The organism is Streptomyces yamdrokensis (assembly GCF_053890455.1).
This window is the reverse complement of the sequence record NZ_CM132679.1, coordinates 4558144-4583006: the sequence shown is the minus strand read 5'-3', so window position 1 is coordinate 4583006 and position 24863 is coordinate 4558144. Positions and strand designations below refer to the sequence as shown.

The window sequence follows — 24863 nt, the reverse complement described above, 5'->3', positions numbered from 1 at the left end:
TCACGCTCCCGTGGCGGCGAGGACGACGGCGACCGCGAGAACGACGGTGCCGGCGAGCAGCGCGCTCACATAGGTCTGCAGATTGCCGGTCTGGGCGCGTCGTACGGCGATGCCGAGCCACCGGGGCAGCGTTCCCGCGCCGCGTACGTAGGTGTCGACGACCTCGCGGTCGAGGAAGCGGACGAGACCGGCCGCCGCCCGGACGGGCCGGACCAAGAAGGTCGTGTACACGGCGTCGAGGTGGAAGCCGGCGGCCGCGTGGCGGTGCAGCGGGCCGAGCAGCAGGCGGCCGGGGTCGGCCGGGTCGGGTGCGTACGCGACGTCTCCGTAGGCGGGCTCGTGGGTGGCGATGGCCTCGGCCTCGACCTGTCCGGCGCCGGCCTCCGGGTGGGCGGCGACGGCACCGAGCGGGGTGCGGGTGGCGTGGGCGGTGGTGTGCCGCCAGGCGGTGTAGGTGATGATGCCGCCGACCAGGGCCACGCCGGTGCCGAGCATCGAGGTCGTCAGGGTCGGGGCGAGGTCGTGGCCGTCGAACCAGTCGGGCAGCACGCGGAAGGCCAGGGCGCCCAGGGCGAGGGAGGGGATCGCGAGCACCCACAGCACGACGGTCATGGTGAGGGGCTGCCTGCCGTGGTCGGGGGCCTCGGTGCCGTGTCCTCGGAAGGCCAGCAGCCACAGGCGTACCGCATAGGCGGCGGTGAGCAGGGCGGTGGCCAGGCCGGCGAGGAGGACGGTCCAGCCCGCGGCGGCGGGGGCCTGCCCGGTGTGACCGGTGACGACGTGTTCGGCGGCTCCGAGAACGGCTTCCTTGGAGAAGAAGCCGCTGAACGGCGGGATCGCGGCGAGCGCGAGGAGTGCCACGGTCATCGTCCAGTAGGCGTCGGGCACGCGGGCGCGCAGGTGGCTCATGCGGGACATGGCGGCCAGCGAGTTGGTGCCGGCGGCGTGGATGAGCACGCCGGCGGCGAGGAACAGGAGCGCCTTGAAGGCGCCGTGGGACAGGAGGTGGAAGACGGCGGCTCCGCGCTCGCCGACGGCGAGGGCGCCTGTCATGTAGCCGAGCTGGCCGATCGTCGAGTAGGCGAGGACGCGTTTGATGTCGTCCTGGGCGAGAGCGGCGAGCGCCGAGCCGGTCATGGTGACGGCGGCCATGACGGCGAGGACGGTCATCGCGGCCTGTGAGGCCTGGAAGAGCGGGAGGAGACGGGCGACGAAGTAGACACCGGCGGCGACCATCGTCGCGGCGTGGATCAGCGCGGAGACGGGGGTCGGGCCCGCCATCGCGTCGGGGAGCCAGGTGTGCAGCGGGAACTGCGCCGACTTGCCCGCCACGCCCGCCAGGAGAAGCAGGGCGATCGGGGTGGGGTGCTCGATGCCGCCGTTCGCGACGGCGTCGAGGACATGCGTGATCCGGAAGGAGCCTGCCTCGCCGGCGAGGGCGAACAGGCCGATGAGGAAGGGGACGTCGCCGAGCTTGGTGACCAGGAAGGCCTTGAGGGAGGCGGCTCGGGCCTCGGGGGTCTCCCAGTAGTGGCCGACGAGGAAGTAGGAGCAGATGCCCATGACTTCCCAGCCGACCAGCAGCACCATCAGGTCGCCGGAGTAGACGACGAGGAACATCGCGGAGGTGAACAGGGAGACGAGGGCCGCGTAGGAGGAGTAGCGCGGGTCGTCGCGGAGGTAGCCCGTCGAGTAGATCTGCACACAGGTGGCGACGGTGCCGACCACCACGGCGGTGAGGGCGGCGAATCCGTCGATGTGCAGGGCGAGTTCGATGGGGACGGAACCGGTGGGGGTGAGCTCGGTTGCGGCGTCGAGGGCCCGGCCGCCGCCCTGGCGCGCGGCGACCACGGCGGCCAGGGCGAGTGCGGTGAGCGTGGGCAGGACGGCGAGCGGACGGATGTAACCGGGGGCAGTGCGCCCCAGGAGCAGTCCGGCGATCGCACCGAGGAACGGAAGGAGGGGGACGAGGACGGCGAGGGTGGTCGTGGTCACGCGGTGGCCTCAGTCTTCGTGACGGCCGCCCGGGTCGTGGGGGCGTCGGCGTCGCTGTCGGAGTCGGGACCGACCGGCCCGCCGGGGCTGCCCGTGCCGTCGGGGTCGTCGGGGTCGTGGCCCTCGGCGGTGTCGCGGAGCTTGTCGAGGTCCGCGGTGCCGCGGTTGCGGTGGACGGCGAGGACGATCGCCAGGCCGATGCCGATCTCGGCGGCGGCGATGGCGATGGTGAACAGGGCGAGGGCCTGACCGGAGTGCAGGGTCTCCTCGGCGGTCTTGCTGAGCCAGACGTCGAAGGCGACCAGGTTCAGATTGACGGCGTTGAGCATCAGCTCGACCGACATCAGCACCAGGATCGCGTTGCGGCGGGCGAGGACTCCGTACAGGCCGGTGCAGAAGAGGAGCGCGGACAGCACGACGGGATAGGCGAGGTGCATCAGCGGTTCCCCTCCGCATCACGGCGGGGGCGGGGGCGGGCGGTGGGCCCGTCGGTGGCTCCGCCGGCCGTTTCCCGCGCCTCGGTTTCCCGTGCCGCGGCGGCCGTCTTCGCTCTGCGGGAGAGGACGATCGCACCGACGAGGGCGGCCAGGAGGAGGACGGAGAGGGCCTCGAAGGGAAGGACCCAGTGCTGGAAGAGGCTGGCGCCGGTCACGTCGGTGGAGCCGGCGGGCACGCCGTCCAGGTCGATCCAGGTCGTACGGAAGGCGTCGACGACGACCCAGACCAGGGCGACGGCCGCGGCGACGGCCACGCCGAGGGCGACCCGGCGGTTGCCGGAGTCGGCGTCCGGGGAGCGGCCGATGGGCGCTCTGGTGAGCATCAGGCCGAACAGAAGGAGGACGACGACCGAACCCACGTAGATGAGGACCTGCACCCAGGCGATGAACTCGGCGGTGAGCAGGAGGTATTCGACGGCGAGTCCGCCGAGGGCCACCACCAGCCACAGGGCGGCGTGCACCAGCTGCCTGGTGGTGACGGTGACGACGGCGGCGCCGAAGGTGACCAGGCCGACGAGGAGGAAGGCGATCTCCACTCCGGTCGGGGAGAGGAAGCCCTGTGCCTCGGTGGCGGCGTCGACGGTGGTGGTCGTGGCGTGCGCGACCGTGCCGGCGGTTGCGGCGAGGGTCACGACTCCTCCCCCTTCGGGCCGGGCCGCGGGTCGGCCTGTGCGGTCGGCGGCGGGCCGGGCTGGGAGGCGGCCAGTTTGTCGGCGGTCTTGCGGGCGGCGGCGACTTCCTTCGGTTCCTCGGCGGCGGGGTCGAGGGCCGGCGGGGCCGGGACCGTCCACATCCACTCGCGGAGCTTGTCGCGTTCGTGGGTGAGTTCGCGGATGTCGGTCTCGGCGTACTCGAACTCGGGTGACCAGAACAGGGCGTCGAAAGGACAGACCTCGATGCAGATACCGCAGTACATGCACAGGGAGAAGTCGATGGCGAACCGGTCGAGGACGTTGCGGCTGCGGTCACGGCCTCCGGGCGTCGCCGCCGGGACGGTCTCCTTGTGGGAGTCGATGTAGATGCACCAGTCGGGGCACTCACGGGCGCACAGCATGCAGACCGTGCAGTTCTCCTCGAACAGGCCGATCACCCCGCGGGTGCGGGGCGGGAGGTCGGGCTGGGTGTCCGGGTACCGGGCGGTGACGGATTTCTTCGTCATCGTCCGCAGGGTGACGGCCAGGCCCTTGGCCAGACCGGAGCCGGGGAAGCCGGGAAGAGGAGCCATGACTAGGAGATCACCACCTTGACGACGCCGGTGAGGGCGATCTGGGCGAGGGCGAGGGGAACGAGGAGGGTCCAGGACAGCTTCTGCAGCTGGTCCTCACGCAGGCGGGGGTAACTGACGCGGAGCCAGATGACGACGAAGGCGAGGACCGCGGTCTTCAGCAGGGTCCAGACCCAGCCGAGGCCGTCGGCGCCCCACGGACCGTGCCAGCCGCCCAGGAAGAGAACGGTGGTCAGGCCGCACAGGACGACGATCCCGGCGTACTCGGCGAGGAGGAAGAACGCGAACCGCAGGCCGGTGTACTCCGTGTACGCACCGAAGATGATCTCCGAGTCGGCGACGGGCATGTCGAAGGGCGGCCGCTGGAGTTCGGCGAGTCCCGCGACGAAGAAGACGATCGCGCCGACGATCTGCCAGGGCAACCACCACCACTCGAAGGCGTCGAGGATGCCGAGGAGCGAGACGGTACCGGCCGCCATCGCCACCGAGGCGGCGGTGAGCAGCATCGGCAGTTCGTAGGCGAGGAGCTGAGCGGCGGTGCGCAGGCCGCCGAGGAGGGAGAACTTGTTGGCGGAGGCCCACCCGGCCATGAGCGAGCCGAGGACGCCTACGCCCATCACCGCGAGCACGAAGAACACGCCCGCGTCCAGTACCTGCCCGACGGCGCCCTCGCCCGGCCCGACCGGGATCGCGAGCAGGACGAGGAGGTACGGCAGGAGGGCGACAGCAGGGGCGAGCTGGAAGACACGGCGGTCGGCACCGGCCGGAACCACGTCCTCCTTCTGCACGAACTTGACGCCGTCGGCGACGAGCTGGGCCCAGCCGTGGAAACCGCCCGCGTACATCGGGCCCAGGCGGCCCTGCATGTGCGCCATCACTTTGTGCTCGGTCTGGCCGACGAGCAGGGGGAGGGTGAGGAAGACGACGAAGACGATCAGGAGTCGCAGGGCGACGTCGAGTACGTCGTTCACCGCGTGCCTCCTGAGGGGGTGTCGGGGGCAGAAGGTCCGGATGGGCTCGAGGGACCCGACTCCGGGTCCGGCTCCGGGTCCGGGTCCGGGTCCGGCTCCGGGTCCGGGTCCGGGTCCGGGTCCGGCTCCGGGTCCGGGTCGGACTCGGGACCCGGGCCAGGACCCGGGGCGGGGCCGGCCTTGCGGGCGGACTCGCGCTCAGTCCGTGCTTCGGACGCGGGTTCCACCTGTGTTTCGGGCTCGGGCTCGGGTTCGGTATAGGCCGGGCGGGCGTGGTGCCAGGGGGCGTCCGGGCTGCGCGACGGGAGGGAAGGCCCGGTGGCCGATGCTCCTGTCCGGTCCGGCGCCTCCTCCGTCTCTTCCGACGCGCCGGTGGTGCCCGGCGTCCCCGTCCCCTCCGGCGCGCTGCGTGACCGGCCGGGACCTCGTGCACCGGCGGGCCCCGTTTCGGCGGGCTTCGGCGGTGACGCCTGGGGACGTTGGCTCGCGGAGCCTCCAGAGGCGCTTCGGGTGCGGCGTCCCGCTGCCGGCGCTTCGGGCGCGTCGGGGCCGGGGCCGACAGCAGGGCCGACCGTGCCCTCCGCGGCTTCTGCAGCTTCCGCGGCTTCCCCGGTTTTCCCGGACGCGGCTGCCGTCGACGGCTCGCGCTGGGAAGCCGAACCCTCGCTCGCGCTCCGGGCACGGCGCGTCCGGGGCGCGGCCGGCGGGGGCGCGGCCGGCGGGGGCGTCCCGGGCTGTGCCGCGGTGCCGGCAGCAGGTGACCCGACCGGTGACGCGGCAGTCGGTGCCTCGGGGGCGGGCGCGGCCTGTTGGCTCGCGGAGCCCTCGGCCGCCGTGCGGTTCCGGCGCGGCGGACGTGCGGGGCGGTCCTCGCCCTCGGTCCCCGCGGGGGCGGCCTGGCTCGCGGAGCCCTCCGCCGCCGTACGGGTTCGGCGTACCGGGCGGTCACCGGGTGCTCGTCCTGCGGCGGGTCCGTCTCCGGCACCGGCGGCCGCCCTGCCCGCGCCCCGGGCCGGACGGGACGGGGCCGGGGGAAGCCGGCCCTTCAGGGGGCCCCACTCATTGGGGTCGGGGACCCCTGGGGGAAGCATCTGGCGACGCTTGGGCCCGCCGTGCTCGGACTCGCCGGGTTCCTTGGCGCCGGGCCAGGCCTTGGCGACGCGGGCGGCGAGGACGAAGTCCTTGCGCAGGGGGTGCCCCTCGAAGGTGTCCGGCAGGAGCAGGTGGTCGAGTGCGGGATGGCCGGTGAAGTCGACGCCGAACATCTCGTACGTCTCGCGCTCGTGCCAGGCGGCCCCCGCGTAGACGCCCACGGCGGAGGGCAGCACCGGCGCCTCGTGCGGGACGGTCGTACGCAGCAGCAGGCGCCGTACCGGGGAGAGGGCCACGACGTGGGCGGTGACGCGGAAGCCCGTGCCGGGCTCGTCGACCGCGCTCAGCCAGTCGAAATACGTGCAGCCGAGCCGGTCGCGCGCACTCTCCAGGGCCGGGAGCCAGGAAGCGGGCGGGACGTCGACGGTGAGGACGTCGTACGACTCCTCGGCCGTGGCGTCCGCACCGAACAGCTCTTCGGCATCGGCGGGGAGCCAGCCGGCCGCGGTCATCGGTCCTCCCCCTGGCCGGACTCCCCCGGCGCCGGCGGCTTCACCAACCCGCTCTGCAGGGCGGCCGCGGAGGCGCCCCGCCCGCCGGACCCGTACCGCTCCCCCAGCGACTCCCTCGCGATCTTCTCCTGGAGTTTCAGGATCCCCTGGAGCAGCGCCTCGGGGCGCGGCGGGCAGCCGGGGACGTAGACGTCGACCGGAATGATCTGGTCGACGCCCTTGGTGACGGAGTAGGAGTCCCAGTACGGGCCGCCGCAGTTGCTGCACGCGCCGAACGAGATGACGTACTTCGGCTCGGGCATCTGCTCGTACAGGCGCTTCACCGCGGGTGCCATCTTGTCCGTGACCGTCCCGGAGACGACCATCAGGTCGGCCTGGCGCGGTCCCGGCGCGAAGGGGATGACACCGAGACGGATGAAGTCGTGGCGGGCCATCGACGCGGCGATGAACTCGATCGCGCAGCAGGCGAGGCCGAAGTTGAAGACCCAGAGCGAGTAGCGGCGACCCCAGTTGAGGATCACCTTCATCGGCTCGGGGGCGAGCCGGGCGAGCGCGCCGAGCTTTCCGCTCCCTTCGGCGGGGAGCACGGCGGGCTCGGGAAGCAGTACCGGCCCCGAAGCCGCGCCGGAGCCCGAGTGCGCGCCCGACGGGGTGGCGGCGCCCGGTGGGTTGGTGGGGGTCACGTCCATGTCAGGACGCCCTTCCTGTATGCGTACAGCAGGCCGACGGCGAGGAAGCCGAGGAAGATGAACATCTCCACGAGTGTGGCCGCGCCGTAGCCGTCGGCGGCGAAGACGGTCGCCCAGGGGAAGAGGAAGATCGAGTCGACAGCGAAGATCACGTAGAGGAAGGCGTAGACGTAGTAGCGGACCTGCGTGTGGGCCCAGCCCTCGCCGACGGGGTCGACTCCGCACTCGTACGTCATGAGCTTCTCGGGCGTGGGCACCACCGGCCGCAGCAGGCGTCCCGCGCCGAAGGCGAAGGCGACGAACAGCACGCCGACGACGGCGAGCAGTCCGACGACCGAGTACGCCTGGAAGTAGTCGGCCGCCGCGACCTGGTTCGAGGCGATCGCGGCAGCAGGATCGCTGCCGGTCGCGCCGATGGAGGTCGGGTCGAAGCCGGTCGTACCGAAGCCGGCCATGTCGCTGGAGGTCGGGTCGAAGCCGGTCGGATCGACGCCGGTCGGTTGCCGCACGTCCGCCCCTCGTTGCTCGACGATCTGTACGCACGGGAGTCTAGGCCCTGTTAAGTGCCCCGTAAGCAGCCCGGCACCCCTGGTATCGGGGGTGGGGATTTCCCCCGTGGATATCAGGGGGCCACCTCATGGCGCGGACCCCCGTGGCCGGGCACGCTATGACACATGACCGAACCCTCCCCTTCTCCCGACGACCGCCCGCCACCGGCGCGTTTCGCCTACGACCGGCACACCTGGAAGGAGATCGCCCACCTCCTGGCGAACCTTCCGGTGTCGCTGGTGGGCTTCACCTACGTCGTGACCGTGCTGCTCCTGGGCCTCGGGCTGACCGTCACCGTGGTCGGGTTCCCGCTGCTCGCGGCCGCTCTGATGGGGACGCGCCTGCTGGGCAGGGGCGAGCGTGCGCGGGCCAGGGCGCTGCTCGGGGTGCGGGTGGAGGAGCCGAGCCGGCTGCCGCTGCACGGTGCCGGAGGGTTCCTGCCGCGGCTGTGGATGGCGCTGAAGGACCCGGTGGGCTGGCGCACGGCGCTGTACGAGGTGATACGCCTGCCGTGGGGCATCGTCACCTTCACCGTCACGCTGGTCTCGCTGTTCGTGCTGTGGCCGGTGCTGCCGTTCATCGCGCGCGGGTTGGCCAACGCGGACCGGGCGATGGTGCGCGGTCTGCTGTCGCCTTCCGACGAACTGGAGCGGCGTATAGCCGAGTTGGAGTCCGACCGGGGTGTCGTGGTCGACACGGCCGCGGCGGATCTGCGACGGATCGAGCGCGATCTGCATGACGGGGCGCAGGCCCGGCTGGTGAACCTGGCCATGGGACTGGGTCTGGCCAAGGAGAAGCTGCTGGAGGATCCCGACGCGGCGGCGTCGATGGTCGAGGAGGCTCACGGCGAGGTGAAGCTGGCGTTGCAGGAGCTGCGGGACCTGGCCCGCGGCATCCACCCCGCGGTCCTGACCGACCGCGGTCTCGACGCGGCCCTGTCGTCGGTCGCCTCACGCTGCACGGTGCCGGTGAGGGTGACGGTGGATCTCACCGGGCGGCCGGCCGCGGCCATCGAGGGCATCGCCTACTTCACCGTCTCGGAGCTGCTGCAGAACGTCAGCAAGCACAGCGCCGCGCGTACGGCCTCGGTCGAGGTGTGGCGTTCGGCCGGCCGTCTGCTCATCCAGGTGGAGGACGACGGTCGTGGCGGTGCGAGCCTGGACGGCGGTACGGGGATGCGGGGGCTCGCCGACCGGCTGGGGGCGGTCGACGGTCTGTTCGTCGTGGAGTCGCCGGAGGGGGGCCCGACGACGGTGACGGCGGAGCTGCCGTGGCGGGACCGCTCCGGCGTCCTCGCCGAGGACACGCGTACACGTACACCCACGCAGAACTCCGTACGGCCGGCCACGTAACCGCGCGCCCCGTGTAACCGCGCCCCGCGTGGCTGTGCGCGCCCCGGTCCGCGCCCGCACAGCCGGCCGCCCGGTCGGAGGTAGGGAAAACCCCCCGTCCAAGACTGCGACGTACTCCATGGTCCGCCGGCCTGCCGCAAAGGAGTCTGGAGATACGACAGCACAGCCGCCGGACGAGGAGAAGGACGACGCCGATGGCCACCGAGTACGGACAGGGCTACGGGCTCTACAACACGCCCACCGGTACCCCCGGGCGCCCCGGGGACACCGGTGGCGCAGGGAGGGCCGGTGAGCGGCGGCACCGGGTGCCGGCGGTACTGCGGGCACCGGTCGAGGGACGGACCTGGCGCGAACTGGTGTACATCCTGCTGAGTCTTCCGGTCAGCGTGCTGCTCTTCACCTACGCGGTCACGATGGTGTCGCTGGGTGCCGGTCTGCTGGTGACGTTCCTCGGCGTGCCGGTGCTGGCCGCCGGGCTCGCCGGATGCCGTGGGTTCGGGGCGCTGGAGCGGATGCGGGCACGGGGGCTGCTGGACCTGGACGTGGCCGAGCCGGAGCCGCTGCGGATGAAGCGCCGGGGGTTCATGGCCTGGGTGGGGGCGGTGCTGAAGAGCGGCGCCTCGTGGCGGTCGCTGCTGTACGCGGTGCTCCATCTGCCGTGGGCGGTGTTCGCCTTCGCCGTCGCGGTGACCGTCTGGTCGATCGGCTGGTCGCTGCTGACGTACCCCCTGTGGTTCTGGGTCTTCCCGATGTACGCCGGTCAGGACGGGATACAGCTGTACGGCGACGGGCGGCACCAGATCTATCTGGACAACCCGTTCGAGATCACGGTGACCGCGCTGATCGGACTGCTGTTCACCGTCGCCGCGCCGTGGATCGTGCGGGCGCTGACCATGGTGGACCGGCTGCTGGTGCACGGGCTGCTCGGGCCGTCCCGGCTGGCGACGCGCGTGGTGGAGCTGGAGTCGGGCCGGGGCACCGTGGTGGACACGGCGGCGGCGGACCTGCGGCGCATCGAGCGCGATCTGCACGACGGGGCACAGGCCCGGTTGGTGGCGCTGGCCATGGATCTGGGGCTGGCGAAGGAGAAGCTGCGGGAGGACCCGCGGGCCGCGGCGCACATGGTGGACGAGGCGCACGGCGAGGTGAAGACGGCTCTGCAGGAGCTGCGGGACCTGGCGCGCGGAATCCACCCGGCCGTGCTGACCGACCGGGGCCTTGACGCGGCTCTCTCGTCGGTGGCCTCCCGGTGCACGGTCCCGGTACGGGTCGACGTGGACCTGACGGAGCGTCCGGCGCCGGCGATCGAGGGCATCGCCTACTTCACCGTCTCGGAACTGCTGCAGAACATCAGCAAGCACGCGCGGGCGACCCGGGCGGGCGTGGAGGTCTGGCGGACGGAGAACCGGCTGATGGTGCAGGTCGAGGACAACGGCGTGGGCGGTGCCGACGTGTCGGAGGGTTCCGGACTGGCCGGTCTTGCGGAGCGGCTGGACGCGGTGGACGGAATCCTGGTGGTCGACTCCCCGTCCGGCGGCCCGACCCGGGTGACGGCGGAGCTGCCCTGGCGGGCGGGTCGGACACGGTGAGCAGGCCGGCGCGTGAGCGCGTGAGCGGCGGCTGAGGACGCGGAAGCGGCCGGCAGGTGTGCGGGTACGGGCGGCGGGCCCGTACCCGCACACACCCCTGCGCCAGGAAGTCGCCCCTGCCCCGTACCAGGACATGCCCCTGCCACCGGTGCGGGCCCCTGCCCGCGAAGACTTCTCTCGCGTCATCCCTCCGCATCACCCACCGGATGCTGGGATGCTGGTCCCGTCAACCGGGCCCGCCGTACGGGCGGGCCCGGATGAGGGCGTGGGGGCCGAGGATTCGTGGAGGACAGAGTGCGTGTGGTCATCGCCGAGGATTCAGTGCTGCTGCGGGAGGGCCTGACCCGGCTGCTGACCGACCGGGGGCACGATGTCGTGGCCGGGGTCGGCGACGGCGACGCGCTGATCAAGACGATCACCGAGCTGAACGACCAGGGGGAGCTGCCGGACGTCGTGGTGGCCGACGTACGGATGCCGCCGACGCACACCGACGAGGGCGTGCGGGCCGCCGTCCAGCTGCGCAGGACGCATCCGGATGTCGGGGTGCTGGTGCTGTCGCAGTACGTGGAGGAGCGCTATGCCACGGAGTTGCTCGCCCATTCCAGCCGGGGCGTCGGCTATCTGCTCAAGGACCGGGTGGCCGAGGTACGGGAGTTCGTGGACGCGGTGGTGCGCGTGGCCGAGGGTGGTACGGCCCTGGACCCCGAGGTCGTCGCGCAGCTGCTCGGCCGCAGCCGCAAGCAGGACGTTCTCGCGGGACTCACCCCGCGTGAGCGGGAGGTTCTGGGGCTGATGGCGGAAGGGCGGACGAACTCGGCGATCGCCCGGCAGCTGGTGGTGAGCGACGGAGCCGTGGAGAAGCACGTCAGCAACATCTTCCTGAAGCTGGGGCTGTCCCCGAGCGACGGCGATCATCGCCGGGTGCTCGCGGTCCTGACCCACCTCAAGTCCTGAACCGGACCCACCCGACCCACTTACGGGTGACGTCGGCGGGCGAGAGCCGACGTCGGTGGCCGACGGCTGAACCGCCGGCGGGTGGGCGGCGTCCTGGAAGGCGGGAGCCGGTGGGTCGGCGACCAGGGGGAATCCGGGCAGGGGACGCGAGACGTCGGCGCTCCGCGCGTCGTGGCGACGCTTCGCGGGGAGGCCGCGGGGGATTTCGAAGTCGTGTCCAAGATGCGAATGACCCCAGGAAGGCGACCCTTACGGACGTAGGGTTGATCCAGGGACGGCCTGCGGGAGGGCCTGTCCCGGACAGCCGCCCTCGAGGAGGTCCAGTTCAGTGACCAGCCAGGTCAGCAGCCCAGCGGAGCAGGCCGACGGAACAGCCCCAGGAGAGCAGCGCAAAGCGGCGGGCGTGAAGGACGTCCGCCGTCTGGACCGGGTGATCATCAGGTTCGCGGGGGACTCGGGTGACGGTATGCAGCTCACCGGTGACCGCTTCACCTCGGAGACGGCTTCCTTCGGCAACGACCTGTCGACCCTGCCGAACTTCCCCGCCGAGATCCGTGCCCCGGCCGGCACCCTGCCGGGTGTCTCGTCCTTCCAGCTCCACTTCGCCGACCACGACATCCTCACCCCCGGTGACGCGCCGAACGTGCTGGTGGCGATGAACCCGGCCGCGCTGAAGGCGAACATCGGGGACCTGCCACGCGGTGCGGAGGTCATCGTCAACACGGACGAGTTCACCAAGCGGGCGATGCAGAAGGTCGGCTACGCGAGCAATCCGCTGGAGGACGGCTCGCTCGACGGCTACAGCCTCCATCCGGTGCCGCTGACGACGCTGACGGTCGAAGCGCTGAAGCAGTTCGACCTCACCCGCAAGGAGGCCGAGCGCAGCAAGAACATGTTCGCGCTCGGCCTGCTGAGCTGGATGTACCACCGGCCCACCGAGGGCACGGAGAGGTTCCTGAACTCGAAGTTCGCCAAGAAGCCGGACATCGCCGCGGCCAACATCGCCGCGTACCGGGCGGGCTGGAACTTCGGGGAGACGACGGAGGACTTCGCCGTCTCCTACGAGGTGGCACCGGCCGCCACGGCGTTTCCACCGGGCGTGTACCGGAACATCTCCGGCAACCTGGCCCTGGCGTACGGCCTGATCGCGGCGTCCCGGCAGGCGGATCTGCCGCTGTTCCTGGGGTCGTACCCGATCACGCCGGCCTCGGACATCCTGCACGAGCTGAGCCGGCACAAGAACTTCGGCGTGCGGACCTTCCAGGCCGAGGACGAGATCGCCGGCATCGGTGCCGCGCTGGGGGCGGCTTTCGGCGGTTCGCTGGCGGTGACGACGACCAGTGGCCCCGGGGTGGCGCTGAAGTCCGAGACGATCGGTCTCGCGGTGTCGCTGGAGCTGCCGCTGCTGATCGTGGACATCCAGCGCGGCGGCCCGTCCACGGGCCTGCCCACCAAGACCGAGCAGGCGGACCTGCTCCAGGCGATGTACGGCCGCAACGGCGAGGCACCGGTCCCGGTGGTCGCGCCGCGTACGCCGGCCGACTGCTTCGACGCGGCGCTCGAGGCGGCCCGGATCGCGCTGACCTACCGGACGCCGGTGTTCCTGCTCTCCGACGGCTATCTGGCCAACGGCAGCGAGCCGTGGCGCGTTCCGGACCCGGAGGAGCTGCCGGACCTGCGAGTGCGGTTCGCGCAGGGCCCCAACCACACGATGGACGACGGCACCGAGGTGTTCTGGCCGTACCAGCGGGACCCGCACACGCTGGCCCGGCCGTGGGCGGTTCCGGGCACACCGGGTCTGGAGCACCGGATCGGCGGCATCGAGAAGCAGGACGGCACGGGCAACATCTCGTACGACCCGGCCAACCACGACTTCATGGTGCGCATCCGGCAGGCGAAGATCGACGGCGTCGACGTCCCCGACCTGGAGGTCGACGACGCGGACGGCGACGCCAGGGTCCTGGTGCTCGGCTGGGGGTCCACCTACGGGCCGATCACCGCGGCCGTACGGCGCATCAGGGGCGCGGGGGGCGCGGTCGCGCAGGCCCATCTGCGCCACGTCAACCCCTTCCCTCGGAATCTGGGGGAGGTCCTGAAGCGTTACGAGAAGGTGGTCGTACCCGAGATGAACCTCGGCCAGCTCGCGACCCTGATCCGGGCGAAGTACCTGGTCGACGCCCACTCCTACAACCAGGTCAACGGCATGCCGTTCAAGGCGGAGCAGCTTGCCGAGGCACTGAAGGAGGCCATCGATGACTGAGACGATGACAGGCGGCCCGTCCCCCCTCGGCGACTCCCCGTTCGGTGAGGCTCTCGCCCTCGTGCCCAAGGCCGAGGGCGAGCAGTCGATGAAGGACTTCAAGTCCGACCAGGAGGTGCGCTGGTGCCCCGGCTGCGGCGACTACGCCGTCCTGGCCGCAGTGCAGGGTTTCATGCCCCAGCTCGGGCTGGCGAAGGAGAACATCGTCTTCGTCTCCGGCATCGGCTGTTCGTCCCGGTTCCCGTACTACATGAACACCTACGGGATGCATTCCATCCACGGCCGCGCCCCCGCGATCGCGACGGGCCTGGCGGCGTCCCGGCGCGACCTGAGCGTGTGGGTCGTCACCGGTGACGGGGACGCGCTGTCCATCGGCGGCAACCATCTGATCCACGCGCTGCGCCGTAACGTCAATCTGAAGATCCTGCTGTTCAACAACCGGATCTACGGCCTGACCAAGGGCCAGTACTCACCGACGTCCGAGATCGGCAAGATCACCAAGTCGACGCCGGTGGGTTCGCTGGACGCGCCCTTCAACCCGGTGTCGCTGGCGATCGGCGCGGAGGCGTCCTTCGTGGCCCGTACGGTCGACTCGGACCGCAAACATCTGACCGAGGTGCTGCGGCAGGCCGCGGCCCATCCGGGCACCGCCCTCGTCGAGATCTACCAGAACTGCAACATCTTCAACGACGGCGCCTTCGAGGTCCTCAAGGACCGGCGGCAGGCCGAGGAGGCGGTGATCCGGCTGGAGCACGGCAGCCCGATCCGCTTCGGCGCGGAAGGCGCGAAGGGCGTCGTCCGCGACCGGACCACCGGTGACCTGAAGGTGGTCGCGGTGACACCGGAGAACGAGGCGGAGATCGTGGTCCACGACGCGCACTCGGCGTCCCCGACCACCGCGTTCGCGCTGTCCCGGCTCGCCGATCCGGACACCCTGCACCACACCCCGATCGGTGTCTTCCGCTCCGTGGACCGCCCGGTCTACGACACGCTGATGGCCGAGCAGCTGGACACCTCCGTCGAGCAGCACGGCAAGGGCGACCTCGGCGCGCTGCTGGCGGGCAACGACACGTGGACGGTCGTCGGCTGAGCGGCGACCCGCTGAAAGCCGAAGCCCCGCACGAGGCCCGGACGCTTCAGGGCGTCCGGGCCTCGTCGTGCGTCCGCCGGGCCTCGTCGTACGCCTGGCGCGCCTCGTCGTACGCCTGGCGGGCGGCCAGTACGTCGTCCATGCGCCGCTCGGTCCACAGGGCCAGCGCACGCACCTGTTCGGCGGCCTCGCGCCCCAGACCGGTGAGGGAGTAGTCGACGCGCGGCGGGATCACCGGTTTGGCGTCACGATGGACGAGGCCGTCGCGCTCCAGCGTCTGGAGGGTCTGGGTGAGCATCTTCTCGCTGACCCTGCCGATCGTCCGGCGCAGCTCGCTGAAGCGGTAGGGCCGCTCCTGGAGCCGGATCAGCACGAGCACCCCCCAGCGGCTCGTCACGTGCTCCAGGACCAGGCGCTGCGGACACATCGCCTCCTGCGCGCTCCACAGCGGCCCGGGAAAAGGCGCCGGCGCGGGCGCCGGGGGCACGGACACACCTTCACTTACCGTCATACCAGTACCTTACTTCAAAGTGGGTACTTACAAAAAGTTAGCGTAGCTCCTAGTGTTGACGGCACCGCACCCCACAAGGAGTTCTGATCATGAGCATCGTCGTCACCGGAGCCACCGGACACCTCGGCCGCCACGTCGTGGAGCAGCTGCTGGAGAAGGTCCCGGCCGAACAGGTCACCGCCGTCGTGCGCAGCCCGGAGAAGGCCGCCGGCCTGGCGGAGCGCGGCGTGCGGCTCGCGGTCGCCGACTACAACGCCCCCGAGACCTTCGACGGCGTGTTCACGGCGGGCGACAAGGTGCTGCTGATCTCGGGCAACGAGTTCGACAAGGGCCGGGTGCGGCAGCACCGGGTGGTCATCGAGGCCGCCGAGGCGGCCGGTGTCGCCCTGCTCGCCTACACCAGCGCCCCCAAAACGCTGACCGCCGCGCTCGCCGACGACCACCGCGGCACCGAGGAGGCCCTGCTGGCCTCCGGCGTGCCGTACGTCCTGCTGCGCAACGGCTGGTACCACGAGGTCTACACCGAGAACCTCGCCCCGGTGCTGGAGCACGACGCGGTGGTCGCCGCCGCCGGTGAGGGCCGCGTCTCCTCCGCCGCGCGCGCCGACTACGCCGCGGCAGCGGTCGCCGTACTGACCGGCGGGGGCCACGAGAACAAGACGTACGAGCTGGGCGGCGACGAGGCGTGGAGCCTCGCCGAGTACGCGGCCGAGCTGAGCCGGCAGACCGGCAGGGAGATCGCCTACAAGCCGGTCACGGTCGAGGAGCTCACCGGCATCCTGACCGGTGCCGGACTGCCCGGGCCGATGGCCGCCGTTTTCGCCGGTGTGGACGCCTCCATCGAGAAGGGTGAGCTGGTCGTCACCAGTGGCGACCTGGCCCGTCTGACCGGCCGCCCGGCCACGCCGCTCGCGGACGCCGTCGCCGCCGCGCTGAAGGGCTGACCTCCACGCGGGCCCGGGGCCCGCACACCCCTGCCTGTCATGACCGTATTCCGATACGGGCATGACAGGCAGGGGTGTGCGGCGTTACCGTCGTCCGGGCGGCCGTCGGCCGCCCGGACGACACGCGTCGGACGCCCCGGACGCGGCAGGTGAGAAGGAGGACCCGTGACCGAGAAGTCGGCCAACGAGCGGCGCAAGGGACTGCTGAACGGCTTCGCGGCATACGGCATGTGGGGACTCGTCCCCCTCTTCTGGCCCCTCCTCAAGCCCGCGGGGGCCGTGGAGATCCTGGCCCACCGGATGGTCTGGTCGCTGTTCTTCGTGGGCGCCGCCCTGCTCGTCATACGCCGCTGGGCCTGGCTCGGAGAGCTGCTGCGGCAGCCTCGCCGGCTGGCCCTGATCACGGTCGCCGCGGCGGTCATCACCGTGAACTGGGGCGTCTACATCTGGTCGGTGAACTCCGGGCACGTCGTCGAGGCCTCCCTCGGCTACTTCATCAACCCGCTGGTCACCATCGCCATCGGCGTACTGCTGCTGAAGGAACGGCTGCGGCCCGTGCAGTGGACAGCGGTCGGGGTCGGCTTCGCCGCGGTGCTCGTCCTCACCATCGGCTACGGCCGTCCGCCGTGGATCTCGCTCTGCCTCGCCTTCTCCTTCGCCGTCTACGGGCTGGTGAAGAAGAAGGTCAACCTCGGCGGCATCGAGTCGCTGGCCGCCGAGACGGCCATCCAGTTCCTGCCCGCGCTCGGCTATCTGCTGTGGCTGGGCAGCCGGGGCGATTCCGCGTTCGGCACCGAGGGTGCGGGACACGCGGCGCTGCTCGCAGCCACCGGGATCGTCACCGCGCTCCCCCTGGTCTGCTTCGGCGCCGCCGCGATCCGTGTGCCGCTGTCCACGATGGGACTGCTCCAGTATCTGGCCCCGGTGTTCCAGTTCCTGCTCGGCATCCTCTACTTCAAGGAGGCCATGCCGCCCGAGCGCTGGGCCGGGTTCGCACTGGTGTGGCTGGCGCTCATGCTGCTGACCTGGGACGCGCTGCGCACCGCCCACCGCTCCGCCCGCGCGCTCACCAGGGAGCGGGCGAGGGTGGCGGCGGCAGCGGCGGCCGCCACGGCCGGTGCGGTCACGACGGCCACGACGGCCGCCGCCGTGACGACGCACCCCGTGGAGCCGGCAGGGGACGCGGCTGATGCGCTGGACACGGTGGATGCGCCGCCAGCCAGGCCTTAGGGGTCCTTGCACCATGAGCGCCCGATGAGGTCGCGTGGTCCGGTGCCGGGGGTACCGCCCACGCCTTTCAGGCAGTGGGGGAGCATCGCAAGGCGCCACAGAGCCCTCGTAGCGGGGCTACCAGGGATTTTCGGCAACGCGGCGTGGTCCGGTGCCGGGCCGCGCGACCCGGGCGGGCACAGTGCAAGGACCCTTAGGACGGCTCGGAGCGCTTGAATGGCTCCATGACGCAGCCACCGGCACCACCCGCTCCCGAGGGCCCCACCGATCCCGCCACTCCCGCCACTCCCGCCACTCCCGCCACTCCCGTCGCTCCTGTGACTCCCGTGCACTGGAAGCTCGTCATCGACACGGCCGACCCGCACGCACAGGCCGACTTCTGGGCCGCCGCCCTCGGGTACACGGTCGAGGACCACAGCGCACTCGTCGAGAAGCTGCTCGGTCTGGGCGCCGTACCGGCCGAGCTGACCACCGAGCAGCACGGCCGCGCCGCCTGGCGTGACCTGGCCGCGGTACGGCACCCCGACGACCCTCACCAGAGGGAGAGCGGCACCGGGCTGGGGCGGCGGCTGCTGTTCCAGCGGGTGCCGGAGCCGAAGACGGCCAAGAACCGGCTCCACCTCGACCTGCACCCCGGCGAGGGGCGCCGCGAGGCGGAGGTGGCACGGCTGGAGCGGCTTGGGGCGGGGGTGCTGCGTCGCGTGGAGGAGCCGTCCGGTTCCTGGACGGTGATGACGGATCCGGAAGGCAACGAGTACTGCGTGCACTGAGGCCTTCGCCGCCCGGACGCGCCCCGCTCGTTCACCCGTGCTGGGCGCGGGCTCGGGCGGTCAGGCGGGCCATGCGGGCGCGGGCGGAATCCAGCTCCTCGACCTCGTCGGCGGCCGGACCGCCCTCGCCGGCGAGTTCGGTCCACCGCTCGATCAGGTCGCGCCCCAGTTCCAGCCCGCGCAGCGGGTCGCGCACCGCTCGCCAGGCGGTGGCCGCGCTGCGGACGTTGCCGTAGGCGGCCTCCGCGTCGCCCGCCCGACGGTGGATACCGGCGAGGTCGAGGGAGAGCCGGAAGGCGTGCAGCGGCTCGTCGCCGAGGTAGGCGACGTACGCGGTCAGCTCGCGCAGCCGGAGTACCTCGGGGTGCTCGGGCCCCAGTGTCCGCGAGGCCTCGGCCACCGTCTCCCGGGCCAGTCGCGCCGCGGTGTCGATCCGGCCCGCCCGGACCGCGTCGTTGATCAGGCCCATGGGCTCGGCCAGATGGGTCTCGCCCGGCACGGCCGGCGGCTCGTCCCCGAGCATCGCCTCCGCCACGGCGTCGAAGCCGCGGGGCGGGGTCGGTTTGGGATCGGGGTCGCTGCCGGTGCCGCTGCCGCTGCCGCACACGTCTTCCGGAAGCGGTTCGGGCATCCGGGAACGGCCGGTCCGCGACGCCGGGCCGGCCGGTGAAGGCAGGGGGCTCGGTATCCGGTCGGCCGGAGGGAGCGGGTATGCCGGGGGCCTCGGGTATGCCGCCGGGGTCCCGGGAGGGCTGTCCGCTTCGGGAGCGGGGTGCGGCCGCGCGTCCATGGGCGGGGGCGGACCGAACTCACCGGTCGGCGGCGCGACCGTTCCCGGGGGTGTCGCTCCCGCCGCCGCCCCGGGCACCGGCCGCAGCCGGAAGGTGGGGGCGGAGTCCCGTACGGGGTCGGGTGCCGGGTCCCGGTCCGGGGCTGATGCCCGTGCCGGGGGCGCGTCCGGTACCGGTACCGGTACCGGACGCAGGATGTGGGTGGGCCGGTCGTGCCCGGGACGCGAGGGCGGAACGGCGACCGGGCCCGGGGCCGCGGAGAAGGGGGCGCCGGCATGCGGCGCGGCCGCTGATCCCTCCTGGGCCACGTCCCGGCCCGGCGCGTGGACCGGCCCCGGCTCCGGCCCGGACCCCGACGCGGACTCCGGCCCCGGCTCCGGTTTCATCGGCGCCGGGGCCCCCGTGAAGCGGCTGGCGCCGTCCGGGTCGACCTGGAGGGGGACCACGTAGCCGATGCGCTCGTCGTGGACGGTGGCCAGGACGGCACACCCCGAGGCGAGGGCGATGCGGTGGAGCCGGTTCAGCACGGCGTGCTGAACCTCCTCACCGGGGCCGGCGACCACCAGTGCCCCGTCGACGGACGCGCTCCGCGTGCCCGCGCCGCCCCCCGCGGCGACGGGTATACGGACGTCGATCGGCACTGCCGCAAGGTGCGCCGCGTGTGCGGCCTGCTGCTGTTCCCGCTTCTTCTCGCGGCTGAGTCGCGCCATCGTCCCCTCATTCGGGTTGTTGACCTGCCGACGAGTCTGTCCGCTGAGCCCCGTTTCTCACGTCACCGCGTTGTCACAGGCTCGTCCCAACGGCCGGCATGAGGACCGGGGTGGCGAGGCAGGAGAACGGGCATGCGTACAGGCATGCGACAGGGACCGGAGATCTGGATCCGAGGACCGGTGGGAGTGCCGGAACCGGACCCGCCGGAGTTCGCCCACACCCGGGCGGTGACCCGGCGCTTCTCCTGGGTCGGTCTTCATGGCGGCGCCGGGGCCTCCACCCTCGCCGCGGTGCACGGTGGCCACGACAGCGGCCGCGCCTGGCCCGGACCGGCCGAGCCGCAGTCGGTGCTGCTCGTCGCCCGGACGCACGCGTCCGGTCTGGAGACCGTCGTCCCGGCCGTGGAGATGTTCCGGCGCGGGGAGGTCCCGTACGGGCTCGCTCTCGATGCCGTCGTCCTGGTGGCGGACGCGCCGGGTCGCCTGCCGCGCTCCCTCGCCCGGCGGATCCGGCACCTCGAGGCGGTGACCGACGTCTACCGCGTGCCATGGGTGCCCGCGTGGCGCTTGGGCGACCTGAGCGGCCGGCTGCCGCGTGAGGCCGAACCACTGGCCCGCCTGACGGGATCGGCGCGCTGAGCGGCGGCCAGGACGCCACTTCGGCTTCGGCTTCGGTGGCGGAGATCGCCTCCGCGGTACGCGCGGGGGCGGTGCGGGCCGTCGATGTGGTCGCGGAGTCGCTGGAGCGGATCGAACGGGCCGATCCGGTGCTGTGCGCGTTCACCGAGGTGTGGGCCGAGGAGGCACTGCGGCGGGCCGGTGAGGTGGACGCCCTGGTCGAGGCGGGCCCTCAGCATCCACCGCGTCCACCGCGTCCGTCCGGCTTGAGCGTGGGTGGGGGCCCCGGGGCTCGCGCGTGGCTGCCGCTGGCCGGGGTGCCCGTCGCCGTCAAGAAGGGGCGGCACGGGCTGCGGGCGGTGGGCCCGCTGCTCGCAGCCGGTGGTGTCGCGGTGGGTGCCACCGCGGTACCCGGGCCCGGCACCTCCTGGCAGACCTGGGGCCTCGGGGCCCGCGGACGGACCCTCAACCCGTGGCGGGCCGACCGTACGCCGGGCGGTTCCTCGGCCGGGGCCGCGGTCGCGGTGGCGGCGGGCCTGGTGCCGCTGGCGACGGGCAGCGACGGCGCGGGGTCGGTACGCATCCCGGCGGCTTGGTGCTCAGTCGTCGGCCTCAAGGTCACCAACGGCCTGCTCCCCTCACCCGACCGCACGGGGCTCGCGGCGCCCGGAGTCCTCGCCCGTACGGCGGCCGACGCGGCGGCCTGGTGGCGGGCGGTGTCACCGACGCCCACCGGCGTCGACGCGCGGCCGCCCCTCCCGTGCACCGCCGTCTGGTCCCCCGGCCTCGGCTTCGCCGGTCCCGATCCGGAGCCCCTCGCGCTGGCACGGGCGGCGGTCGGCCGGCTCGTGGACGCCGGAGTCGTACGGCTCGTACGGCCGTCGGCACCGCCGGTGCTCATGGACCCCGCCCCGGCCTGGCTCGCTCTGCGCAACCCCGGCACGGCCCCCTCCGGCCTCGCCGAAGCCCACCGCGTCCGGGCGGAGAACGACCGGCGCCTGGCCCGCCTCTTCACCGGCGCCGAGCTGCTGCTGACACCCACCGCGCCCACCGCGCCGCACGGCCACGAAGGGCCGGGGGACGTCTACTCCACCGCGCTCACCTGGGCGTTCAACCTGAGCGGGCACCCTGCGCTGAGCCTGCCCGCCGGATTCGGCACCGACAGCTGCCCGGCAGGACTCCAACTGGTGGCACCGCCCGGACGGGAGGCACTGCTGCTCGCTGTGGCAGGGGCCGCGGAGAAGCCGAGCAGCGAAGGAGCTGGGCGGCTGAGGAGCTGAGCGGCTGAGGAGCCGAGGGCCGCCGTCCGAATCCCCTTGGACATTTACTTGCGCATGCATATGATGCACATGCCTGTAATTGACGCACGCCGACCATCCAGGGGATGACCATGACACGCCGTTTCCTCTTCGTCCTGGGGAGCGCCCGACGCGACGGCAACTCCGCGCTGCTGGCCCGCCGGGCCGCCGAACAGCTGCCCGCGGGTACGGAGCAGCGCTGGGTCGACCTCACCGACCGTCCGCTGCCCGAATTCGAGGACCTCCGCCACGACAGCGACCACGTCCGCCCCACGGAGGGCGATGTCGCCCTGCTGCTCGACGCCACCGTCGCGGCGACGGACGTGGTGATCATCTCGCCGCTGTACTGGTACTCGGTGTCCGCGCAGACCAAGCGCTACCTGGACCACTGGTCGGGCTGGCTGCGCACCCCCGGCCTGGACTTCAAGGCGACGATGGCGGGGCGCACGCTCTGGGGCGTCACGGCGCTCTCGGACGACGAGCCGGTGGTCGCCGATCCGCTGATCGGTACGCTCCACCACTCCGCCGCCTACCTGGGCATGCGCTTCGGCGGGGTGCTGCTCGGCAACGGCAGCAAGCCGGGTGACGTACTGAAGGACGACGAGGCGCTGACCCGCGCCAAGACGTTCTTCGCACAGGACGCGCCCCTCGCCCGCTTCCCGTACGAGGCCGGCTGACCCGGCCGCGGCAGCGGTCTCACCAGCCGGGCTGCACCTCTCCCAGGACGTCGCCGCCGATGTGCGCGGCGAGCTTTTGGGCGCGGGAAAGGTCACCGTGCTTGGTCACGTGGACGAAGACGGTGTGCTCCTCGGTCCAGCCGCCGTACTGGGCCTCATCGCCGTGGAACACGACCTGGACCCCGTCGTGGTTCCAGTGCCCGTACGAGTCCGCCTCCGGGTCGTCCGGCCACCGGCCGTTCCATTCGACGGCCGCCGTGCCCTCGCCCAGAGCGGCCAGGAACCGCTCCTCGACCTCCCCGCCTTCGACGTCCTCACGGAAGGACAACGGCAGGTGCGTCCGGAGTTCGGCGTCGTCCAGCGTCGCCACGTCGAGGTCGAAGAGGAGGTAGTGACCCGTCGTCGGGTCCTTGCGGGTCTCCTCGTAGTCGAAGGGCACCCCGGGAACGAGCTCGGCCATGCGCCGCACCTCCCGGGGCGTCCGCATCTCGGCGAAGAGCCGGATCCGGTCGTCGATGTGTTCCAGCAGTGCGCACAGCCGCTTGGCCTGCCGGTACGCCTCAGCCGCGTCGCTGGTCCAAAGGACGGGATACGCTTTCGAGTTGCCCACGGGCCGAACCGTCGCACGCCGGATCCCGACCGCGCCACCGCGTTTTCCCACGCGGTGACGCCCTTCGTCGTGAACCTCGCCCGGGCCGCCGAGCCGGACACCAGCGCGTACAAGGACTGGAGACCGAGGTTCTTCACCGGGTCGTCCCAGTGGACGGGCTCGCGCGCTGCCGGGGAGGAGGCCGTACGGGAAGGGCCCTTCGACGAGGGTCCCGACCCGCGGGAGCACGGCGCGCGTGGAGTGCGACATGGGCCGTCCGAGGACGTGCGCCGTGCCCGAGGTGGGCTCGGTCGGGCCCATCAGCGTGCGGATGGTGGTGGTCTTGCCGGAACCGTTGGGACCGAGGAACCGGAGCCGTTGGGACCGAGGAAGCCGAAGACGCCGCCCGCCGGGACGGTCGGATCGAGGCCGTCGACGGCGAACTGTCCACCGCGGTGGCGCCCGGTGAGGGTACGGGTGACGATGACGCCGTCACCCGTACCCCGTACCCCGTGTGACGGATGCCTCGCCCGTCGGCTCCCCCGTTCCCCGTCGTGCCGCTGCCCGGGTTACTTCGCCTCGTCGGCCGCCTTCACCAGGGCGTCCTTGGTGACGGCGCCCACGTAGACCTTGCCGTCCTCGGTGAACAGGGCGTTGACCAGGCGGGTGCTGAACACGGTGCCCGTGCCGAACTCGCCCTTCACCTGGTCGCCGAGCGAGCCGAGGAAACCGTCGAGGTCCCCGCCTGCGGAGCCGGTCGGCAGACCGCCCCCGGCGCCGGTGTCGAAGGCGGCGACGGAGTTCCAGCCCTCGCCGAGCACCTTCAGTCCGTCGAGGCCCTTGGCCAGGTCCTCCTCGGGCTTCGCGCCCTCCGGCTTCCCGTGCTCCCTTGCCTTCTCGTCACCGCCCTTCTCACCGCCGTGCAGCTCGCCCTCCTCGGTCACCTTGGCGCCCTTGGGCGGGGTGAAGTCGAAGGTCGACGCGGCCGGCCGGTCGAAGCCGACCTTGGTGAAGCCGACGTCCACGACGGCGGCACCGCCGCTCGCCGGGGTCAGCGTGAACTTCAGCGGCGTACCGGTCCTGTGGTCCACCGCAATGCTGATGGCGCCGACCGTGGAGCCGGACTGCCTGGGCTTGACGACCAGCTTGTACGCGTCCCGGCCGGCCACCTGCGCGGTGCCGTCGACGGTGACGGACGTGGTGTCGTCGACCGACTTCAGCACTTCCTCGGCGAAGTCCTTCGGCGTTGCCGGGGGCCGGTGCTCCCGGCCCTCGCCCCCGGCGGACTCGTCGGTGGTGCCGTGGAAGACCTCGTTGGACTCGCTGTCGTAGCCCCAGACGTCCTCGCCGTTGTGGATCAGGCTGTACTCGGACGCGTCCCCGAGCAGCGACACCTTCTGCCGGTCGGGGCCGTCGGCCGCGATGCGCAGGGTGTGCGTGCCGGACGCCAGCTCGGTGAGCTTGGCCGTCGGGTCGGCGGAGGAACCGCCGTCCCCGCCCTGCCCCATGGCGCCGGAGGTCAGGCCGCTCTCCAGGCCGCCGAGGTCCGGCAGCCCGAGGTCGGTGGTGATCTTCACGGTGCCGGACAGCTGCTCGACGTCCGACTGGGCGATCTTCTCGATGAGCTGTGCGGCGGTGATCTTCGGCAGGTCCGGGTCGCCGGAGTCGGCGATCGCGGGGACGAGCCCGATGGTCGCGGCCGCCACTCCCATCACCGTGACCGGGACGACGTACCGCGCGGCCCTGCGCCGGCCCGCGCCCCGCTCGTCGGCCTCGCCGGCCTGCCGAGCGGTCGTCGTGTCGTCGGATTCGTACGGTGCCATGTGTGCCCTACCTCCGTGGTCGGCGGCGGCCTGCGTCTCGTGTCGCTCGCACCAGTCACACCCTGAGCCGCCATTCTCACCCGAATCGGTGAGAAGTGGTGATGTCCGTCGTGTTCCATCTGACCAA

Annotated in this window: 23 protein-coding genes and 2 pseudogenes; 11 read left to right on the top strand and 14 right to left on the bottom strand. The window is 72.2% G+C overall.

Going from position 1 to position 24863, the window contains the following annotated elements; genetic code table 11:
• From ACWZEH_RS20505 to ACWZEH_RS20470, 8 genes are read right to left on the bottom strand one after another with little or no spacing between them, the layout of a single operon-like run.
• Window positions 1-1995 carry an NADH-quinone oxidoreductase subunit 5 family protein gene (locus ACWZEH_RS20505; protein WP_456192600.1) on the bottom strand — a complete coding sequence of 665 codons (1995 nt, stop codon included), beginning with the start codon at window positions 1993-1995 and terminating at the stop codon, window positions 1-3.
• A complete protein-coding gene (gene nuoK, locus ACWZEH_RS20500; RefSeq protein WP_456192599.1) occupies window positions 1992-2432 on the bottom strand; it encodes an NADH-quinone oxidoreductase subunit NuoK in 441 nt (146 codons plus the stop codon). Before nuoK ends, ACWZEH_RS20505 begins: the two co-directional genes overlap by 4 nt.
• On the bottom strand, window positions 2432-3124 hold the full coding sequence (locus ACWZEH_RS20495) for an NADH-quinone oxidoreductase subunit J family protein (protein ID WP_456192598.1): 693 nt from the start codon (window positions 3122-3124) through the stop codon (window positions 2432-2434). Before ACWZEH_RS20495 ends, nuoK begins: the two co-directional genes overlap by 1 nt.
• The gene (locus ACWZEH_RS20490; protein ID WP_456192597.1) at window positions 3121-3717 is read right to left on the bottom strand and encodes a NuoI/complex I 23 kDa subunit family protein; all 597 of its coding nucleotides are present in this window, start codon (window positions 3715-3717) and stop codon (window positions 3121-3123) included. Before ACWZEH_RS20490 ends, ACWZEH_RS20495 begins: the two co-directional genes overlap by 4 nt.
• Before the next feature lie 2 nt (window positions 3718-3719).
• Complete coding sequence (locus ACWZEH_RS20485) at window positions 3720-4688, bottom strand: complex I subunit 1/NuoH family protein (RefSeq protein ID WP_456192596.1); 969 nt, start codon at window positions 4686-4688, stop codon at window positions 3720-3722.
• Window positions 4685-6292, bottom strand: a complete 1608-nt coding sequence (locus ACWZEH_RS20480) for an NADH-quinone oxidoreductase subunit C (RefSeq protein ID WP_456192595.1) — start codon at window positions 6290-6292, stop codon at window positions 4685-4687. Before ACWZEH_RS20480 ends, ACWZEH_RS20485 begins: the two co-directional genes overlap by 4 nt.
• Complete coding sequence (locus ACWZEH_RS20475; protein ID WP_456192594.1) at window positions 6289-6981, bottom strand: NADH-quinone oxidoreductase subunit B; 693 nt, start codon at window positions 6979-6981, stop codon at window positions 6289-6291. The genes ACWZEH_RS20480 and ACWZEH_RS20475 overlap by 4 nt, the downstream gene beginning before the upstream one ends.
• A complete protein-coding gene (locus ACWZEH_RS20470; RefSeq protein ID WP_456199734.1) occupies window positions 6972-7436 on the bottom strand; it encodes an NADH-quinone oxidoreductase subunit A in 465 nt (154 codons plus the stop codon). Before ACWZEH_RS20470 ends, ACWZEH_RS20475 begins: the two co-directional genes overlap by 10 nt.
• A 219-nt stretch (window positions 7437-7655) precedes the next feature.
• Here ACWZEH_RS20470 and ACWZEH_RS20465 point away from each other — a divergent pair, with 219 nt between their 5' ends.
• The 5 genes from ACWZEH_RS20465 to ACWZEH_RS20445 all read left to right on the top strand — a co-directional run bounded on the left by ACWZEH_RS20465 (window position 7656) and on the right by ACWZEH_RS20445 (window position 14775).
• Window positions 7656-8882, top strand: coding sequence for a sensor histidine kinase (locus tag ACWZEH_RS20465; protein WP_456192593.1), 1227 nt, complete (start codon window positions 7656-7658; stop codon window positions 8880-8882).
• 194 nt (window positions 8883-9076) lie between these two features.
• A complete protein-coding gene (locus tag ACWZEH_RS20460) occupies window positions 9077-10471 on the top strand; it encodes a sensor histidine kinase (RefSeq protein ID WP_456192592.1) in 1395 nt (464 codons plus the stop codon).
• A 294-nt stretch (window positions 10472-10765) separates the two neighbouring features.
• Window positions 10766-11425 (top strand): response regulator, encoded by a 660-nt coding sequence (locus ACWZEH_RS20455; protein WP_456199732.1) that lies wholly within the window; start codon window positions 10766-10768, stop codon window positions 11423-11425.
• Window positions 11426-11753: 328 nt separating this feature from the next.
• On the top strand, window positions 11754-13685 hold the full coding sequence (locus tag ACWZEH_RS20450; RefSeq protein WP_456192591.1) for a 2-oxoacid:acceptor oxidoreductase subunit alpha: 1932 nt from the start codon (window positions 11754-11756) through the stop codon (window positions 13683-13685).
• Window positions 13678-14775 carry a 2-oxoacid:ferredoxin oxidoreductase subunit beta gene (locus ACWZEH_RS20445; protein ID WP_456192590.1) on the top strand — a complete coding sequence of 366 codons (1098 nt, stop codon included), beginning with the start codon at window positions 13678-13680 and terminating at the stop codon, window positions 14773-14775. The genes ACWZEH_RS20450 and ACWZEH_RS20445 overlap by 8 nt, the downstream gene beginning before the upstream one ends.
• A 46-nt stretch (window positions 14776-14821) precedes the next feature.
• Here ACWZEH_RS20445 and ACWZEH_RS20440 read toward each other — a convergent pair whose 3' ends face one another.
• A complete protein-coding gene (locus tag ACWZEH_RS20440) occupies window positions 14822-15202 on the bottom strand; it encodes a winged helix-turn-helix transcriptional regulator (protein ID WP_456199730.1) in 381 nt (126 codons plus the stop codon).
• 173 nt (window positions 15203-15375) lie between these two features.
• Here ACWZEH_RS20440 and ACWZEH_RS20435 point away from each other — a divergent pair, with 173 nt between their 5' ends.
• The 3 genes from ACWZEH_RS20435 to ACWZEH_RS20425 all read left to right on the top strand — a co-directional run bounded on the left by ACWZEH_RS20435 (window position 15376) and on the right by ACWZEH_RS20425 (window position 18230).
• Window positions 15376-16230 carry an SDR family oxidoreductase gene (locus ACWZEH_RS20435; protein WP_456192589.1) on the top strand — a complete coding sequence of 285 codons (855 nt, stop codon included), beginning with the start codon at window positions 15376-15378 and terminating at the stop codon, window positions 16228-16230.
• Window positions 16231-16395: 165 nt separating this feature from the next.
• Entirely contained in the window at window positions 16396-17460 is a 1065-nt protein-coding gene (rarD, locus tag ACWZEH_RS20430) for an EamA family transporter RarD (protein WP_456192588.1), read from the top strand.
• A gap of 326 nt (window positions 17461-17786) precedes the next feature.
• Window positions 17787-18230 (top strand): VOC family protein, encoded by a 444-nt coding sequence (locus tag ACWZEH_RS20425; protein WP_456199728.1) that lies wholly within the window; start codon window positions 17787-17789, stop codon window positions 18228-18230.
• Between the two features lie 31 nt (window positions 18231-18261).
• On the opposite strand, the gene ACWZEH_RS20420 is transcribed toward ACWZEH_RS20425, so the two are convergent.
• Complete coding sequence (locus tag ACWZEH_RS20420) at window positions 18262-19731, bottom strand: tetratricopeptide repeat protein (protein WP_456192587.1); 1470 nt, start codon at window positions 19729-19731, stop codon at window positions 18262-18264.
• A 132-nt stretch (window positions 19732-19863) separates the two neighbouring features.
• Between ACWZEH_RS20420 and ACWZEH_RS20415 the strand changes: the two genes are divergently transcribed.
• The 3 genes from ACWZEH_RS20415 (at window position 19864) to ACWZEH_RS20405 (ending at window position 22324) form a co-directional block, all read left to right on the top strand.
• Window positions 19864-20370: a DUF6668 family protein gene (locus ACWZEH_RS20415; protein WP_456192586.1), complete on the top strand. Its 507-nt coding sequence runs from the start codon at window positions 19864-19866 to the stop codon at window positions 20368-20370.
• A 35-nt stretch (window positions 20371-20405) separates the two neighbouring features.
• A complete protein-coding gene (locus tag ACWZEH_RS20410; RefSeq protein ID WP_456192585.1) occupies window positions 20406-21629 on the top strand; it encodes an amidase family protein in 1224 nt (407 codons plus the stop codon).
• 110 nt (window positions 21630-21739) lie between these two features.
• Entirely contained in the window at window positions 21740-22324 is a 585-nt protein-coding gene (locus ACWZEH_RS20405; RefSeq protein ID WP_456199726.1) for a flavodoxin family protein, read from the top strand.
• A 19-nt stretch (window positions 22325-22343) separates the two neighbouring features.
• On the opposite strand, the gene ACWZEH_RS20400 is transcribed toward ACWZEH_RS20405, so the two are convergent.
• The 4 genes and pseudogenes from ACWZEH_RS20400 to ACWZEH_RS20385 form a co-directional block, all read right to left on the bottom strand.
• A complete protein-coding gene (locus ACWZEH_RS20400; RefSeq protein WP_456192584.1) occupies window positions 22344-22934 on the bottom strand; it encodes a hypothetical protein in 591 nt (196 codons plus the stop codon).
• A 50-nt stretch (window positions 22935-22984) separates the two neighbouring features.
• Window positions 22985-23098: pseudogene (locus ACWZEH_RS20395) on the bottom strand (ABC transporter permease); the annotation flags it as partial.
• A 4-nt stretch (window positions 23099-23102) separates the two neighbouring features.
• Window positions 23103-23398, bottom strand: a pseudogene (locus tag ACWZEH_RS20390) (ATP-binding cassette domain-containing protein); the annotation flags it as partial.
• Window positions 23399-23482: 84 nt separating this feature from the next.
• Window positions 23483-24736, bottom strand: coding sequence for a LolA family protein (locus tag ACWZEH_RS20385; protein WP_456192583.1), 1254 nt, complete (start codon window positions 24734-24736; stop codon window positions 23483-23485).
• Window positions 24737-24863 lie beyond the last annotated feature (127 nt).